Source organism: Bacteroidota bacterium (assembly GCA_016718825.1).
GTDB lineage: Bacteria > Bacteroidota > Bacteroidia > J057 > JADKCL01 > JADKCL01.
Map to the genome: position 1 here is coordinate 205,592 of JADKCL010000007.1, position 15,378 is coordinate 220,969.

General features: G+C 49.8%; 15 protein-coding genes. 5 read left to right on the top strand and 10 right to left on the bottom strand.

Features of this window, described 5'->3' with window-relative positions:
* Positions 1-89 precede the first annotated feature (89 nt).
* Positions 90-1,193, top strand: a complete 1,104-nt coding sequence (locus tag IPN95_10630) for a T9SS type A sorting domain-containing protein (protein MBK9449834.1) — start codon at positions 90-92, stop codon at positions 1,191-1,193.
* A gap of 56 nt (positions 1,194-1,249) precedes the next feature.
* On the opposite strand, the gene IPN95_10635 is transcribed toward IPN95_10630, so the two are convergent.
* The 3 genes from IPN95_10635 to IPN95_10645 form a co-directional block, all read right to left on the bottom strand.
* Positions 1,250-2,437: a hypothetical protein gene (locus IPN95_10635; GenBank protein ID MBK9449835.1), complete on the bottom strand. Its 1,188-nt coding sequence runs from the start codon at positions 2,435-2,437 to the stop codon at positions 1,250-1,252.
* Between the two features lie 27 nt (positions 2,438-2,464).
* Complete coding sequence (locus tag IPN95_10640; protein MBK9449836.1) at positions 2,465-3,475, bottom strand: metal-dependent hydrolase; 1,011 nt, start codon at positions 3,473-3,475, stop codon at positions 2,465-2,467.
* Between the two features lie 148 nt (positions 3,476-3,623).
* A complete protein-coding gene (locus IPN95_10645; protein ID MBK9449837.1) occupies positions 3,624-5,123 on the bottom strand; it encodes a DUF4173 domain-containing protein in 1,500 nt (499 codons plus the stop codon).
* Positions 5,124-5,382: 259 nt separating this feature from the next.
* Here IPN95_10645 and IPN95_10650 point away from each other — a divergent pair, with 259 nt between their 5' ends.
* Positions 5,383-6,525 carry a hypothetical protein gene (locus IPN95_10650; GenBank protein MBK9449838.1) on the top strand — a complete coding sequence of 381 codons (1,143 nt, stop codon included), beginning with the start codon at positions 5,383-5,385 and terminating at the stop codon, positions 6,523-6,525.
* 47 nt (positions 6,526-6,572) lie between these two features.
* Here the strand turns inward: IPN95_10650 and IPN95_10655 are convergent, their stop codons facing one another.
* Genes IPN95_10655 through IPN95_10675 form a run of 5 tightly spaced genes read right to left on the bottom strand, consistent with a single transcriptional unit; the run spans position 6,573 to position 9,681 of the window.
* Complete coding sequence (locus tag IPN95_10655; GenBank protein MBK9449839.1) at positions 6,573-7,013, bottom strand: hypothetical protein; 441 nt, start codon at positions 7,011-7,013, stop codon at positions 6,573-6,575.
* Positions 7,014-7,063: 50 nt separating this feature from the next.
* On the bottom strand, positions 7,064-7,231 hold the full coding sequence (locus IPN95_10660) for a hypothetical protein (protein ID MBK9449840.1): 168 nt from the start codon (positions 7,229-7,231) through the stop codon (positions 7,064-7,066).
* 46 nt (positions 7,232-7,277) lie between these two features.
* On the bottom strand, positions 7,278-8,318 hold the full coding sequence (locus IPN95_10665) for a hypothetical protein (protein ID MBK9449841.1): 1,041 nt from the start codon (positions 8,316-8,318) through the stop codon (positions 7,278-7,280).
* Between the two features lie 18 nt (positions 8,319-8,336).
* Positions 8,337-8,675, bottom strand: coding sequence for a n-acetylglutamate synthase (locus IPN95_10670; protein MBK9449842.1), 339 nt, complete (start codon positions 8,673-8,675; stop codon positions 8,337-8,339).
* Positions 8,676-8,718: 43 nt separating this feature from the next.
* Entirely contained in the window at positions 8,719-9,681 is a 963-nt protein-coding gene (locus IPN95_10675) for a hypothetical protein (GenBank protein MBK9449843.1), read from the bottom strand.
* 30 nt (positions 9,682-9,711) lie between these two features.
* Between IPN95_10675 and IPN95_10680 the strand changes: the two genes are divergently transcribed.
* Entirely contained in the window at positions 9,712-9,891 is a 180-nt protein-coding gene (locus IPN95_10680; GenBank protein ID MBK9449844.1) for a hypothetical protein, read from the top strand.
* 88 nt (positions 9,892-9,979) lie between these two features.
* Here IPN95_10680 and IPN95_10685 read toward each other — a convergent pair whose 3' ends face one another.
* Entirely contained in the window at positions 9,980-10,438 is a 459-nt protein-coding gene (locus IPN95_10685; protein MBK9449845.1) for a nuclear transport factor 2 family protein, read from the bottom strand.
* A gap of 193 nt (positions 10,439-10,631) precedes the next feature.
* On the opposite strand from IPN95_10685, the gene IPN95_10690 reads away from it, so the two are divergent.
* Together IPN95_10690 and IPN95_10695 are read left to right on the top strand one after the other, a co-directional pair.
* Positions 10,632-12,938 carry a sensor histidine kinase gene (locus tag IPN95_10690; GenBank protein ID MBK9449846.1) on the top strand — a complete coding sequence of 769 codons (2,307 nt, stop codon included), beginning with the start codon at positions 10,632-10,634 and terminating at the stop codon, positions 12,936-12,938.
* A gap of 4 nt (positions 12,939-12,942) precedes the next feature.
* The gene (locus tag IPN95_10695; protein MBK9449847.1) at positions 12,943-14,022 is read left to right on the top strand and encodes a hypothetical protein; all 1,080 of its coding nucleotides are present in this window, start codon (positions 12,943-12,945) and stop codon (positions 14,020-14,022) included.
* A 34-nt stretch (positions 14,023-14,056) separates the two neighbouring features.
* Here IPN95_10695 and IPN95_10700 read toward each other — a convergent pair whose 3' ends face one another.
* Positions 14,057-14,929, bottom strand: a complete 873-nt coding sequence (locus tag IPN95_10700) for a hypothetical protein (GenBank protein ID MBK9449848.1) — start codon at positions 14,927-14,929, stop codon at positions 14,057-14,059.
* Positions 14,930-15,378 lie beyond the last annotated feature (449 nt).

A 15,378-nucleotide genomic window follows, 5' to 3' on the forward strand; every position in this document is an offset into this window, starting at 1 on the left:
GTTGGCTTTTGAAGCATGGAAGTTTGAAACTCCGTGCTTAAATTCGGATGTTGGTAATAATGTATTTGCGCACCCTATTTGTGAAGCCTATGAAGTCAATTGCTACCCTGTTGATCGTTTTGTTGTTTTCAGGGATCTGTCTCGGACAAAATTTGATCCCAAGTCCATTTGCCTACGCTTCCTGCATTTCCTTTGCTTCGCCCACCGGATGGGTCAATTGCACGGGTTCGCCTGATTGTGCGGCAAGTCGTTGTACCGTTCCCGGCGGATGTACAGGGCAGGCAGTGATGTGTTTTGGCGAATCGTTTTATTATATGCTTGCCGCGCCCCTCACCATTGGTCAGAGTTACACGATTTCGATGAATGTCTCGACCGGACAATTGGGCGCGAATTCGATCATTGCCGGCAACCATACGTTCAGGATCATCGGCCTCACAACGCCTCCTCCCAATTGCGGCGCTGCCAATTACGGGAGCGTTTGCAGTACCCCAGGCGCCACGACCTTGCTCACAGGCACTGTCAACACCATCGGATGGGTGCCATTCACCAATACGTTTACGGCTGCAGCTGCCATTCGCTACATCGTCATCGGCAATTGTGACGGGACAGGAAACGGCGGCAACCTCTTCTGCAATGCCTCGCTTGTGCCCACGGTTGTGTTTCCCGTTGCTTTGCAATCCTTTGAGGCATCCGCCAATGACTGCGAAGTCGATCTTTCCTGGAAAATCGACAATTCTGCCAGCGTTTTGGACCATTTTGAATTGCTGCGCTCCTCCGAAGGAAACACCAACGAACGCGTAGCCACGGTGGATGCATTGCAAAATACTTCCGAATATTCCTTCTCGGACCTCGTGATGGCAGCGGAAAACGACTATCAATTGACCATCCACTACAAGGACGGAACCATTGCGCAATCCGAAGTGGTGCATGTGGAAAGCAACTGCGAAGGTGCAAGTTTTGCGATCGAAGGCAATCCTGTCCAAGGAACCGAGGCAGTCTTGCGCTATGAAGCCACGGGCTTGCCGATGACGCTGAGCATCAGCAATGTAGAAGGCCGTATCGTCTACGAAAAGCACCTGAAATCGACGGATGCAGGATGGCAGCGCTTGCGTCTCGATGTCTCCAGCTTGCAGCCGGGCATCTATTTTGTCTCCATGGGAGACGGGCAGGTGGCCAAGTTGCGGAAGATTTGAGGTATCCTTCAGCCTTATTCTCATCTGGAATTCACGTGGGATATTTATCCAACACCTCAACCCAGGCGCCCAGCCCGAGGCTTCGGGCTCCAAAACCGTTTGTAGGCCGTGAACGTCAACAGCGAAAATCCCGTCACCACGAGGTGGTAACAGGTCCAGTTAAGCAGGCGCTGAAACCACTTTTGCCTGGGTTGTAAATTGGTTGTGGTGATTTCGATGCATTCCGCAATGGCTTGCTCAAAAGCCTCCGCGGCGACGGCGGCAAAGTTTTTCGATTCCACCGCGACATTCATTTCGATGCTGCCGTAAGCGCTCAGGGCGTTGAGATTGAAGGAACCAATGGTCGTCCATTTGCGGTCGACGACGGCCGCCTTGCCGTGCAAGACCGAATGCGGCCATTCGTAGAGTTTCAGTCCATTGCGCAACAGTCTGTCATACAGGTAATTGGTTGCCCGCCGCACGATGGGTACGTCCGAAGTGCCATTCAGAATCAGCTTGATTTCCACACCACGTTGTGCCGCCTTTCGCATGGAATAACTTAACCTTCTACCCGGCAAAAAGTAGGTTCCCACAATGGTCATTTCGCTTTTGGCACTGCGAATGGCTTTCCAATACGAAACTTGAATCTCGTTTTTGCCAAGGAGCCAATCATTCAGCAGAATGTCAACATGCTTTTCGGCGTTTCCGTCGGAGATGTGCTTGCGGCGGTATTCGTAGCGTTTTTCAAAATGCGCATCACACAACCGATTGAGCTGGGCGCCGATTTCGGTACTTTCGATTTTGACCGCATAATCCAGCCAAGCTCTTTGCGTTGCGGAGCCATGGTATTTGTCGGCAATGTTGATGCCACCGATCAGGGAAAACTTGCCATCTGCGACGACGACCTTGTGGTGCAGTCGGCGGCCGAGGTGCAGGCTCTGCCAGGAAAGCCAAGGTCCAAAGAGGCGGATTCGCACGCCCGCTGCTTGCAGCGTCTCGATCATACTTTTCGGGAGGCTCCCCGAACCGTAGGCATCCACAAGCAGGGTCACGCGCACGTTCCGCTTCGCGGCAGCGACCAAGGCCTCCACAACGGCCTTGCCCGTCGCATCCGGATCAAAAATATAGGTTTGCACGTGCAATTCCGTCTGCGCCTCGGCAATCATCCGGTGCAACTGCTCAAAATAATCCGTTCCACCATGCACCAAGGTCAGCCTTGGTTCGGCTTTTGCGGATGAATTTTGGCTGCGGACTTTCCTTTTCATGGTCGCGATGCTGCGAATGACATTCGGTTATTTCCCCAATATGCGATCAACCAATCTCCAGAAAACAACGCCCTTCGATTCCGTAAACCGCATGCGGTTCAGTGGCCGTGCATTGTCTGCCCCTGCCGCAAAGTCGTAGCGCAAGGCGAATTCGGAGTCGAGACTGTCCCAACTGCTGACCTGTCCAAAGCGCAAATCATTGAAATAAATGTGTTCGCCTTGTTGCGTAAGGGCATAATTCCCCTTCGAAAGCCGTTTCAAAACTGCCAAGGTAGGATCAGATTCGAAGGCGGCCAACAAAGAATCGTTGCGCTCCAAACGGTGAAATTGCACGTCGGTATCTGCGTCGAGCAATGAATAATAACCGATCCAAGCGCCCGTTTTATCCTGCGAATAACCCATCCACAAAAGGCTGTTCATGGGCGTCGGCGTCACCGTGAAGGAAGTGAAACTTTTTCCTTGTGCTGTCAGGGAATTTGTCATGATCCGCTGAACCGAAAGATGGCCGACAAATGTGAAGAGGAGATACAATCCGCTCAGGAATAGGCCGGTAAGGTTCCATTTTCGTCGGGTTGCTTCATTGGAATAGGTGCGCAGGACGCCAATCGTGCAAATCAGAAGCGGCAAGGTGTAAAACGGATCCGCGACAAAAATGGTGTCGAATGCGATCCTCGCGGAATGAAACGGCTCAAAAAGGCCCGTGCCATAACACGTCAATACATCGAGCAGCAAATGACTGAGCAAGGCGAGTCCAAACAGCAATGTCCATTGTACAAAGGGAACGGTGGCATTCGTTTTGTTTCGCCGAATCAGCCAAGCCAAAATCAGGGGCAAAATGGCCGCTACCAACAAAGAATGCGTGATGCCGCGGTGAAAAGCCAATTGCTGCGCATGGGGCAAGAAAAAATGACCAAGGACGTCCAAGTCGGGCAACAATGCTGTCACAGCACCCATTGCCATGCCACGCCGCCCAATCCGCCGCCCAACAGTAGCTTCGCCAATCGCGGCACCCAACAAGGCATGTGAAAGCAAGTCCATTGTTCCTTTACTTCAATTCTCACCCGAATTTAGGGAGAATTGCCCAAAGAGTGGGGGTTTGCTGGAGGGGTTGTTTGGCCACCAAGACACCAAGGCACCAAGTCAAACGTGCTACACTTGGTGTCTTGGTGCCTTGGTGGCGAAATAATCAGAACGCCCGATAGGCCAAATATTCCGGAAGATTCCAAGCGAGCCAACTTTTGGATTCCCAATGCGTTTTGAAGGCTTGTTTCCGGTATTGGATCAGGTCAAAATAGTCGTTGGCGCTCATGTAAATTTGTTCGGCAGGGAATTTTACCCGTTGAATTTCGTCGATTTTGAGCAATTCAGGCAAAGGTTTATCGAGGTAGGGGAGGGCTTTGTCGCTCAAGCCCGCGAGATATTCCAGGTGCAAAAATGCTTGGTCGGCATGGCGGAAATTGTACCGCGCAATCACGCTGTCCCAATTCACAAGCGATGCCAAACTCAACACGATGAATACCGTCAGTGTGTTCATCCTCAGGATGTAAAATCCGCTGCGTTGTTTGCTGACTTTCCGGAAAACGGTCCACAATCCATAGAATGTGAGCAGCAGGAAGATGATCACCCCGATGCGTTTATAGGCCAATGAAAAATGCGAGATATAATAAAAATTGCGCATGGCCACGGACAAGGTCAGGATGGCATTTTGCGCAATCCAAGCATAACTCAGGTATTTGAGCAGCTTGTTGTTGGCGTAAAAATTGAGATTCCCCCGGAAGAAATACAGCACAAGTGCTCCCGAAATCAAAATGGACAAGATCAACAAATAGGTTCCTTCGTGGACGAAATGCTTGAGCGTGAATCCATTCCATTGGAAATTGAACCAAACCCCGTTGACGTCGATGATATTGAGCGTCAGGAGCAAGGCATTCAGGATAATGAGGAGAAAGATGCCTGCACGGAGCTCGTTTTTCAGGGAATTGGGCGAAAATTGGAGGGTTCTGCGTTTGCGTTGTCGCAAAAGTTGGTCGACGGCCTCGGTATCCGCTTGCACGACCCCCTCGGAGCGTACGCGCAAATAAATGAGGTTGCTGAAATAGAGACCCAATAGAAAGGTGAATACAATCGTGCCGTCAAAATCCTGGAAAACGGAAGTCCAACCTTGCCCAATGTTGTTCCTGATGTTGCTGACCAATTCGCCAAATACGGGATTTGCAAGGCCATATATCAGGATGAAAACGGCGATGACCAACATTGGAATCGTAAATATTCTTGATCTCCAGATGAGGTTGAAGACCTTTCTTGCCTTGAATTCCCGTTGGTTGAGTTCGGTAAAGAAGCGGATTTGAGATTCGAAGAGGTTCATGAAGGCGGCCCCGATTGCGCTCATCAGCGATTTGAATGCAGGGTAGGTCAGCACACCGGTGAAAATGAAGACCGAAATGAAATGCAACACATAGGAAAATAACGAATGCGTCAGAACTGTCCCTAGGCCAGTTGCCAAAAAAGCAACGCCGGAAGTGGTGGCAGTCAGCCCTTTGAATTTGAATTCGCCAGAGAAGAACAACCACGCAAAAATCGGCCATTCAAGGAGAAGAAGGTTGATTCCGATGCCTTTCCAATGAAAGAGGAGTGTAAATAGGATGGCAGTCGCAAAGGCAAGCAGAACGGGTAGTTTCTTTTTCATTCGTGGAATTGATAGTAAAGTTTACATGAGGCTGAACATACGGCGAAGATTCACTGCGGGTTGTTGGAGAAAGGTGTCATTCTGAATGCATGGTGGAATTATTGGTGCTTATTTTTGCCACCAAGGCACCAAGGCACGAAGCCCCCCAACTTTGTGCCTTCGCGCCTTCGTGGCTAAATTCTCGGCACAAAAGCCAGAAAGTCCGCCGATTCAACCAATTGATCAAACCTTTCCCGTACAAATTCAGTAAATTCACCTTATGCGGTACTACTTGATCCTTGTTTTCTGCTTCCTGTCACTGTTTGCACCTGCGCAAACGGGTCGCACGTACGCGAGTGTGGCCCAGCGACGGGCGTTTTACGATCAGCTTGCCGCGAAATACAACAGTCCGGCGATCCGCGAAATATTGGCGAGCGACAAAAAAAATACGTTTGACCAATACGTGGACGGGCATTCAGAAGAGCAGCTGATCAAGGACTACGGTACGGTCATCCACGAATTGCTCCACGGCTACGACGACAGCGAATTTGAGGCGCACCATTATTTTATCGCGCCCGGTTCCAAGGTCAAGGTACCGGTTGGCAAATATTACAATTCGAAGGAGCTCAATACGCTTGTGCGCAAGGGCGCGCAGGACAGTATCTTTCGGTATGGGCTCTATATCGGCGGACGGAGTGACCTCCAAGGTCTACAAGTGGACCTCAACAAAAGCCCTGATTCGGAGGTGATGTCAGTAAAAATGGGCATCTATGGAATTGTCGAGGAATACAATGCCTATTACCATGACAACCAATCGATTTATGAACTCTACGAATATTATGTCAAAACCTTTGGCGCCAACAATTCGGAGGCCATGACGGAGTACATCGGCATGGCGGAAAAGGCGACTGTTGCATTCTACGAATTTCGGCTGTTTGTTGGGTGGTACTTGGTGCATGCCCAAAAGAAACATCCTGAAATTTATCAGAATACCCTCTCCAACAAAGCATTGCGGGCGGTGTTTACGCTCATTGATGAGAAGTATTTCGCGCTGACACAGCTGATTGCGAAACGTAAAGAAAGTTTGAAGGGCCAATTGGAAGTCGATCCTTTCACCATGCTGGACTTCAGCGGATCGGATGCAGACCTGTACAAATTTATTGAGCTTTCGAGCGAGGACGATTTGGGCGACCCCAAAAAACTCGATCCGATGATTTTACACGAGTACCGCAAAGTTTATGCGCAATTCATCCAAGAACTTGAAACCATGGATCCCGATAATAACCTGCGCAAATTTGCCAATATCCCGCAACAGATCGCCTATTTGAAGCGCCTGATGACCCCTGAAATGCGTGCAGCATTGGAGGTTTTTCGTGTGCCGAGCCTCAACGAAGGCAATTGGCGTGCGTATGTGGGGAATTAGGTTGATTGGGTCATGCAAATGACGGATTTCTCATCAGCATTTTGCGACTACAATTCCATTCCAAGGTGCGCAATAATCCCGGGAATTCCTTGCAACGGAACAAACCAACCGGGCATGCCAAAGTTGATCTGCATCCCGTGAATGCCGTTTGCCTTGAGTTTTTCCAAGTAAGGCAAAGCTTGCGGCACCGTCATCGACAGGTACAGGATTTCCCCCGCCGGATTCAAGAATCCGCCGTCAACTTGGTCGTGGTTGGCTTTGCCAAATTGCATGGCCAATTCGCTGTCCGTGAAGACAAACACCCACTGCACCCCGTCAATGACCGAAATAAATGGACGCACGGCATCCAGATTTTCGGTGTAGGGGGAAATGAAAATCCATTCGTCGAGACCGAGAAAGGCCCGGAAAAGGGCGCCCTTGTCGTCCATCGTTGCTTCAGGCGCCATGGCGCGCGTGCTCAAGGCAATAAAATCATGCGGATGTGCCATTTCTTTCTTTTGAGGAAAGATAGCGACATCTGCCGCATTTTTCCAAAAGCCTACCAAACGCTGTTGTACAGCTTTTTCTCCTTTTCGGTCAAATCCTCTTTTTGAAAGATCACGAGCACTTTGGCTGCGACGACACGAATGTACGAATACAAATGGGGGTTGTATGGCCGCCAAGGCACCAAGACACCAAGTGAAACGGGTATTGTTGGTGGCGTCATAGCACCTCCAGCTTGGTGTCTTGGTGCCTTGGTGGCAAATCACCCATCAAACATCTGGTTCAAATATCTCGAGCACTTTGGCAGCGACGCCTTCATCTGCAAGCAATTGCTGAAAAACAGCTGCCTCGACCATTTTTGCCGAATCCTTGGCGATCGCGGGAACATCTAAATTTGTGCGTGTCGCGTTGACCCAGTCAAACTTTGATCCTTTTACGGCCGCCACAACCGTCAATTGATTCCTGATTTTTCGGTTGTCGATGGCGATTCCTTTGAGCGTGGCATATTTTCCGAGCGCTTTCAACAGGCCTTTGCGAATGCCATTGATCAAGGAGCCGCCGTAGATGAGTTCGTCAAAATTGGCGTAGGTGACAATCTCCGTTTTGCTCAGCCAACAATCCAAATAGGCAATGCAAATTTTGTAGGAATAAGCGCCAATTGTCTCCTCCAAATCCAGCCGAAAGAGGGTTTTTCCATGCAGTTGTTCGCTGAGTTTGCGGTCCATCAACTGGGACAAGCCTGAAGGATAATCCATCTGAATGGCCTGAGGTTCAGTAGTCGTAAGGTCATGGAGTACAATCTTGAGCCGTGTTTCGATGTAGGCATAATTCTGAAGAAAACTGCCGTACATTTCCCGACCAAGCTGAACGTTTTGGAAGATGTCGGGGTCGATGTTGAAGGAGATCGCAAGCTTTCCGACACCCTGCATCGTTTCTGCTGCGGACAATTCATAAACGCCTTTTCGGGAAACCAATTCTGCTTTGTGATTCGGCGTCGAAATCACCATTTGAACTTGTTCTGAAAGGGCAATCAGCACTGGAATTCCCAAATTTTGGAAGTAACGCTTCGGATCGCCCATATTTTTCCAACATTCCAAAACCGGGGAAACCAAGATGTCGTCGGCCACAATTTGGACCTGTTGGTCGGGGAGGAACGTGATCCGAACCGTAATTTTCTCCGTGGAGAATTGCAGCAGGTCATCGAGCAAATAGCCCAACAGATTCTTCAATCCGCGGTGGGACAATTCTCCGACATACATTCCCGGTCGTCTGCGAATGGCCTCGAAGGGTGTCATTTCTATTGGTTCCATGGATTTTTTTGGGTTGAATTAAACCTCCTCCAAAACCGAATTCCCCTTTGAACAATCCCCCGAAGTCCATTCCCAGGTTTCATGCAGCCTGATTTTTCCATTCGGCAGAATCTCCGGAACGGAGGTGCAAATGCCTGTCATCAATTCGCCGTGAATATTGACTTGGTGGTAGCGCATGTCGATCTTGCCATCGGCATCGACGAGACCGATCAAGTGGCCTTGAATGATTTTCCCACCGGTATATTCAGCGGTGAGAATGTTGCCCGACTGTTGATAATGAAATTGCGTTTCGCTGCTTGTCTCGCCATTGGCTGTGTTGGCAACCGGGCGGAAGACTTTGTTGTGGTAATGGATCATTTTGAAATTGGATTCGAAGAGAATTACAATGCAATGGCCGGATTCACAAGTCCGCAATCAACTGCTCCAAGGCCTGCTTGACGCTCGGGAAGTGCGTGCCCACACGCGGGTCCATGATGTTGCCTCCAAAACCCGTGTATTCCTCCGATGCCTCTGGGGCCAACTTCTTCAGTCTGTTTTTGAGTTCCTTGGGTTTGAAAACACGCAAGGTCCAAATGCAGATGACTTTGGTGAAATCGTCCTCCTCCTTGCTGCCGATCTTCTCCAACAACAATTCCTTGGTTTCCTCCGAATCGTTAGCGATCATCGCCCGTGCTGCCGAAATACGGTTGTGACGGTTGTTGCTGTCTTGAAAGAAGGGGAGAACCTGCTTCTCGTATCCTGTCAACCGCAAATGGAAAATCGTTTCCAAGGCGACGTGCTGCATGAAAAAGTCATTGATTTCACCGTCCTCAAAGCCGGCCGGCTTCTTCGCCAATTGTTCATCGATCCACGCACGGATGGGGGCTTCGTCGAATTTCAAGCGATGCGCCTTGTTGAAAATCGCCTGCATCGTCATCTCAAAGATGTCGACAGAGATTTTGGTTTGATGGTAGGAATGCCGGTAGGTCGCAAAAACATCGCCTGAATCGCGGTAGGCAAAACCCGTGGTGGGCGTCGGGATGCAATACTCACCCTTCTTGTTTTTCTTGAGGAAAAAGTAGCATTCGCTGCTGTCGGGCAGGTGGAATTCAGGACCATGGCCTGCCGAATTGCTCGTCATTTCCAAAAAATAGAAATTGGTAATTTCCAGGTCCTCCGGCAAATTTCCTCCCCCAAATTGCTGCCGGATATGAATCTTGGCGCCCTTGTGTTCGTCCACGGAAATCACATCCGCCAAGACAAAATAGTCGGCCTCGCGGATCACGGCATCCATCCACGGTTCGTCCCAAGTCGTTGCCTGAACTTGCGTCGCAGCGGTAATCATGAGTAGGATGCCCAAGAATGTCCATTGAAAGTAGCGCATCTGTTTTTGCATTTAAGGGTTGCCAATGCCGTGAGAACCAAACTGTGGGCGCACAACCAAGCGCGTGCGCAAGTCCAATCCACCACGATTTTTGTCCAATTTCTGCAAAATTTGCGGAGCTTGCAAGCGGTCAAATCAGGCATCACAGGGAGAGTTGCGATTGCGATGTTGGAGGAACGGAACGATGCAGATATTCAGCGCTGCTGTTGAGGATTTCGCATCTTTTCCTTTGGGTGATTCAGCTCGGCGATACCCTGGCAACGCACGCGAAATGGAGTTTTAGATAGGTTTTGCGGACTTACTTCCCTTCGGCCGCAGCTTTGGGTATTTCCCGCCAAGTATAGCTTTTCTGTACGATTTTCCAGCTTCCTTCATACTTCAACAGGAGAAAATAGTCCGTAAAAACGCGCCAATTCGGGATGACAATCTCGGCTTTGGCGATGGCGGCATCCTTTTCATAGTCGATCGAAATGATGCGTCCGATGCGGTTGGCTTTTTCGCCTAGCTTGATGTTAGCGATATACGTTTCCCCCGAACGAATGCGCAGACTGTCCTGATCGGTGACCGTGTACAGGTTGAAATCCGGATGAAATGCCCGTATCAAGCGGTCCGGTTCGCCATTGGCTGTCCCCTCGATATAGTCCATCAACGTAGCGGTGATCAGGGCAAACTCGGATTTGCTGTCCGCGGTTTGGGAGAATGCGATTTGCCCAGTGAAAAGCAACAACCCGAGTGTCAAAACCTTGGGGAATTTCATCTTTCTTCCTGTTGTAAAGCCCATTTTAGTCAATTGCACCATGATCATGGCACCTGTCAAGGCAAATGAACTGAAATTTCCCGATAGCCGACTTACTTTTTGCAGCATGCTGAAACCTTTGCATGAATGACAATTCTCCGAAATCCATTATCTTGCTGCATCGAAGATTTGTCACAAGATTAAAATTCCCAAGATGGCATTGCAGGTGCCCAAAAATAGCTTCTTGGCGCAGTTTTGCAAGATTGCAGGCTTGTTGCTCCTGATGGCTTTGCAATTGGGTATATGGAGCCGCGTCGATGCTGCTGCACCAATTTGTATCAAAGGCGTTGCAGACCTCAGAGGCATTGATTTTGAACATACAGGAGCAATTCGGCTCGATGGCGAATGGGAATTTTTTTGGGATCAATTGTTGCCAACCGTTGATGGGCCCACCCAGGACAGCTTCACCAATGTCCCTGGAATGTGGACGGCATCCGGGCGCAAAGGGCAGGGGTTTGCATCTTACCGGTTGAAAGTCTTATTGCCAAAAGGGCTTGCAAGCATTGGCCTCAAAATGCCCGAATTTTCGACGGCTTACGAACTCTGGGTGAATGGCATTTCCAAGGCCAAAAATGGAACGGTGAGCAAGGTTCCCGATCAAGGCGAGGCAGCCTATGAACCATTGCTTTTCTTTTTAACCTCTCCGGAGGACACGCTTGACTTCGTGCTCCATGTCTCCAATTATCATTTTTACACCGGAGGTGTCCCGCAATCGATCATCATTGGAAACTACGAAGTACTGGCATCGCTCCGCGAATCACAGGTAGCCTACGGCGCGATGCTTTTTGGCATCCTCCTCATTATCGGCATGTTCCATTTGGGGATCTACTTCTTCCGCCCCAAGGAAAAGTACAATCTTTATTACAGTCTGTATTGCCTGCTTTTGGCTGCCAATACACTATTTGTCACCGAACGCTGGATCTTTGCTTTAGCCGGACCGTCGGTATGGCCCTTGCTCTACAAGGTCTATATTTCGATGGTCTACTTGGTTTTGCTGATGCTCATTTTGTTTTACAGTGCGTTTTTCCAGCCGGTGATTGCGCAGTGGGTCAAGCGGGCCATGGGTGCAATTTTTGTACTTCAGGCATTGTTGGTATTGGTACTGCCCACCCAAATCGGGTCTTGGTTGGAACCGATTGCGGGGATTAACCTGATGACTGCAGGGTTCATCGCGATTTTCATTTTTGCAAAGGCAATTTGGCAAAAAAAGGAGGGCGCCATCGTGATTGCCATCTGCAACGTGATCTTCTTGGCTTGTTTTGTGCTCGACGGTCAGCTTTCCGCCAACCAAATTTCCGGCATCCATCTTTCCCACTATGTCACGGTGCTGTATGTGATTGCGATCTCCCTGATCCTTTCGCGCCGTATCGCCAACGCCTTCAACAAGGTAGAGACGCTCTCCGTGGACCTCCAATCGGCAAACGATGGCCTCCTTGACCTCAACAAAAATCTGGAAGCCGAGGTCAAAGCGCGCACCCGGCAGGTGCTCCAACAAGAAAAAATGGCTGCCCTCGGGCAACTGACGGCCAACATCGCCCACGAAATCAATACGCCGATGGGCGCCATCAAAGCATCCATCGAGATGCTCGACGTTTCCTACCGCAATGCTTTGAAACTGTTTCCCAAGGCGTTGGAAGCGTTGAACGTGCAAGAACGTGAGACCTTGTTGGGGATGCTTTCGGAAATGCTTTCCAGAAAAGAGCCACTCTCTTCCCGCGAAGAACGCCAAAAGCGCCAAGCCGTCAGCCAAGCCTTGGAAGCCGCTGGCGTTCCCGATGCAGCGATTCTGGCGTCTAAATTCTCCCATGCTGGAATTTTTGATTTTGATGCAGACCGGCTTGCCTTGCTGTCAAAGTCAGGAATCGGCAATGCATTGGCCTATTTGTTTGAGAATTTCGAACAAATCTCCGCTGCGCAAAATATCCAGATTGCCTTGGAGCGGGTAAACAAGATCATGTTTGCCATCAAACTTTATTCCAGGGGTGGTTCTGCGACGACGAAGTCCGAAGTGAATTTGGAGCATGCCATTCAAAGCGTCACTTCACTTTATGGCAGTTGGTTCAAAAAGGGCATTGTGCTTCAAACCGATTTTGGGGTGATGCCGCCGCTCCTTTGTTTTGCCGATGAGCTGCTGCAAGTTTGGACGAATCTGATTTTGAACGCAGTCCAAGCGATGGGAAGCTCTGGCACCTTGGAAATTGCCACGCGACAAGACGGCAACAATGCGGTCATCACCATTGCAGACACTGGTCCAGGAATCCCCCCGGAAAACTTGGAAAAGATTTTCGACCCGTTTTTTACCACAAAAGTTTCTGGCGAAGGCAGCGGACTTGGGCTGGACATTGTGCGTACCATTGTGACGCGCCATGAGGGTACCATTGCTGTCAAAAGTGAACCGGGCAAAACCGTTTTCACCGTGACGATTCCCAACCCTCCTCCACGTATTTCCCAACCCACCTAAGAATATGAAAACGTCAAAATCAACCACAGAAAGAGCCTGGTTGGCATCTTCGGATGCAGAATACAAGGCATTGAAGCTCCAAAAAGGGACCGTCGAACCCTGGGAAGACGGCATGCGCACCACAGGAGGAAGCGGAACCTATGAATGGTGGTATTTTGATGGCAAGTTGGCGGATGGTTCCACACTTGTTATCGGTTTTTACACCAAACTGCTCACGAATTTGCAGGCAGGGATTCAACCCGTAATTATGGTCAATCTTGACTACGAAGACGGCACCAAAATTGAAAAGCGGATTGAATATTCTGAAAGTGAGTGGACCGCACACACTGACCAATGTAATGTCTCCATCGGTGCCAACTATTTTCGCGGCGACCTGGAGAAATACGAGATTCATTTTGAAGACGATGAGCTCACTTTGGATATTCAGCTGCACCGCGAAACGATGAGTTGGCGCCCGGAGACCGGGTATATGATGTTTGGCGAAGAAGGTGATTATTTTGCGTGGGTGGTGGCAGTGCCGCAAGGCGAGGCTACGGTTTCCTATACCTACAATGGCCAAGAAGTCACCACCACGGGTTCTTGCTACCATGACCACAATTGGGGTAACAAGAGTCTTGCTGAACTGATCAATCATTGGTATTGGGCGCGTGCTGAGATGGGCCCCTATTCCGTGATCGCCTCGGAAATCATTGCCGAAAAGGCTTATGCTTATGATTCATTGGTGGTTTTCAACCTTTCCAAGGATGGTAAGCTCTTGCAAGACAATGGCCTGAATGTAAAATTGTTGCGTGTGTTTCCTTTGCCCGAGGAAAGCACAGGCAAACTTGTGAGCAAGGAGGTTCATTTTGTTTACGAAGACGATCAAAATCGTTACGAATTGAAACTTGTGATCGAGAAAACCTTGCTGGGCACGTATCTCGCAGAGGGTCCGATGCGGATGTTGTCCTTGCTGCTCACAGGCAATGAGGCCGCTTACATGCGGTTCACAGGTGCGGCAACCCTGAGGGTTTATGAAAACGGAAATCTTCAAGCAACGTACGAAAATGATGCGGCTGTTTGGGAACTGATGTACTTTGGAAAGTAGGGTGGGGGAGGAGGTCTGAAAGACCTGTTTGCCCTCAGTCCTCCACAAAATACATGTCGATTTCCCCTTTGTTTTTGGCCAAAACCTTTCCGCGATGCACACAACGGAAATGGTCCTTGACCAAGGCATAAGTTGCGCCAGAAATATTGACTTTACCGATTTCTCCGCTGCTTTCCATCCGGGAGGCAAGGTTTACGGCATCGCCCCAAACGTCGTAGGCAAACTTCCTTTTGCCAATGACGCCGGCAATCAAGTCGCCGGTATTTACGCCAATGCGTAATTCCCAAGCTTTCAGGCCGTTGGATTGCCGAATGGAATTCCATTCTCGGACCCATTGCCGAATCTCCAAGGCTGCGCGTACCGCGTCCACAGCATTGGTGGTGTTTTTCACAGGCAGCCCGCCGGCGCACATATAGGCATCGCCGATCGTCTTGATTTTTTCGAGGTCGTGCCGGCCAATGATTTCGTCAAATGCCGTGAAGCATTCATTCAAGGTTTGTACAAGTTCTTGCGGACTGATCGCTGAAGACGAGGTGGTAAATGACTGGAAATCAGTAAATAAAACGGATACCATTTCGTAATAGCGTGGCGTGGCCTCGCCCTTTTGTTTCAATTCGGCGGCGATTTCCTCGGGCAGAATATTCAACAACAATTCCTCGCTTTTTTCTTTTTCGCGCTGAAGCTCCTGGGTTCGCTCCGCAATAAGGAGTTCTAATTCGTGGTTATGCCGTTCCAACAACCGATGCTGCGCATCCAATTGCCGCTCCTGAAAGAACCCCTTGATGGCTTCCCGCACGGTCAAAATCAAGTCGTGGCCTTCCCAAGGTTTGGCGATATAGCGGTAAAGGTTGGCATGATTGACCGCCTCGGTCACCGCCTCAAGATCCGCTTGGCCCGTAAGCAGCACAGTATAGGTCGCAGGCGTCACTTGGTGAATGCGTTGGAGCAGTTCATGCCCCTTGATTCCGGGCATGATTTGATCTGCAATCACAATCGGAATCGTATCTCCGGCATCGAGGAGTTCGGCAATCAATTCCAAGGCTTCCTCTCCGCTTTCGGCCAACTCAATCACATATTGATTTCCGAAATCTCGCCCCAACTGCGACTTGAGTCCGTTGAGCACGACCCTTTCATCGTCCACACATAAAATGATCCCGTTTCCCATAACTCAATTCCTCATCAGCGCTGCGTTGCGATTCCTGTCAGCCGTTTTCAGAGCGCTTTGCAGTCCACGATTCTGCGTCAACGCCCCAATTCCCGGCGGATGAAATTAAACAAAATTGAGGGAAGTCCAATGCTGCGGCGGGATGAATTTGGGATCTTTCAGCCCCCCGACACGATCTTAACCCAAGTCAA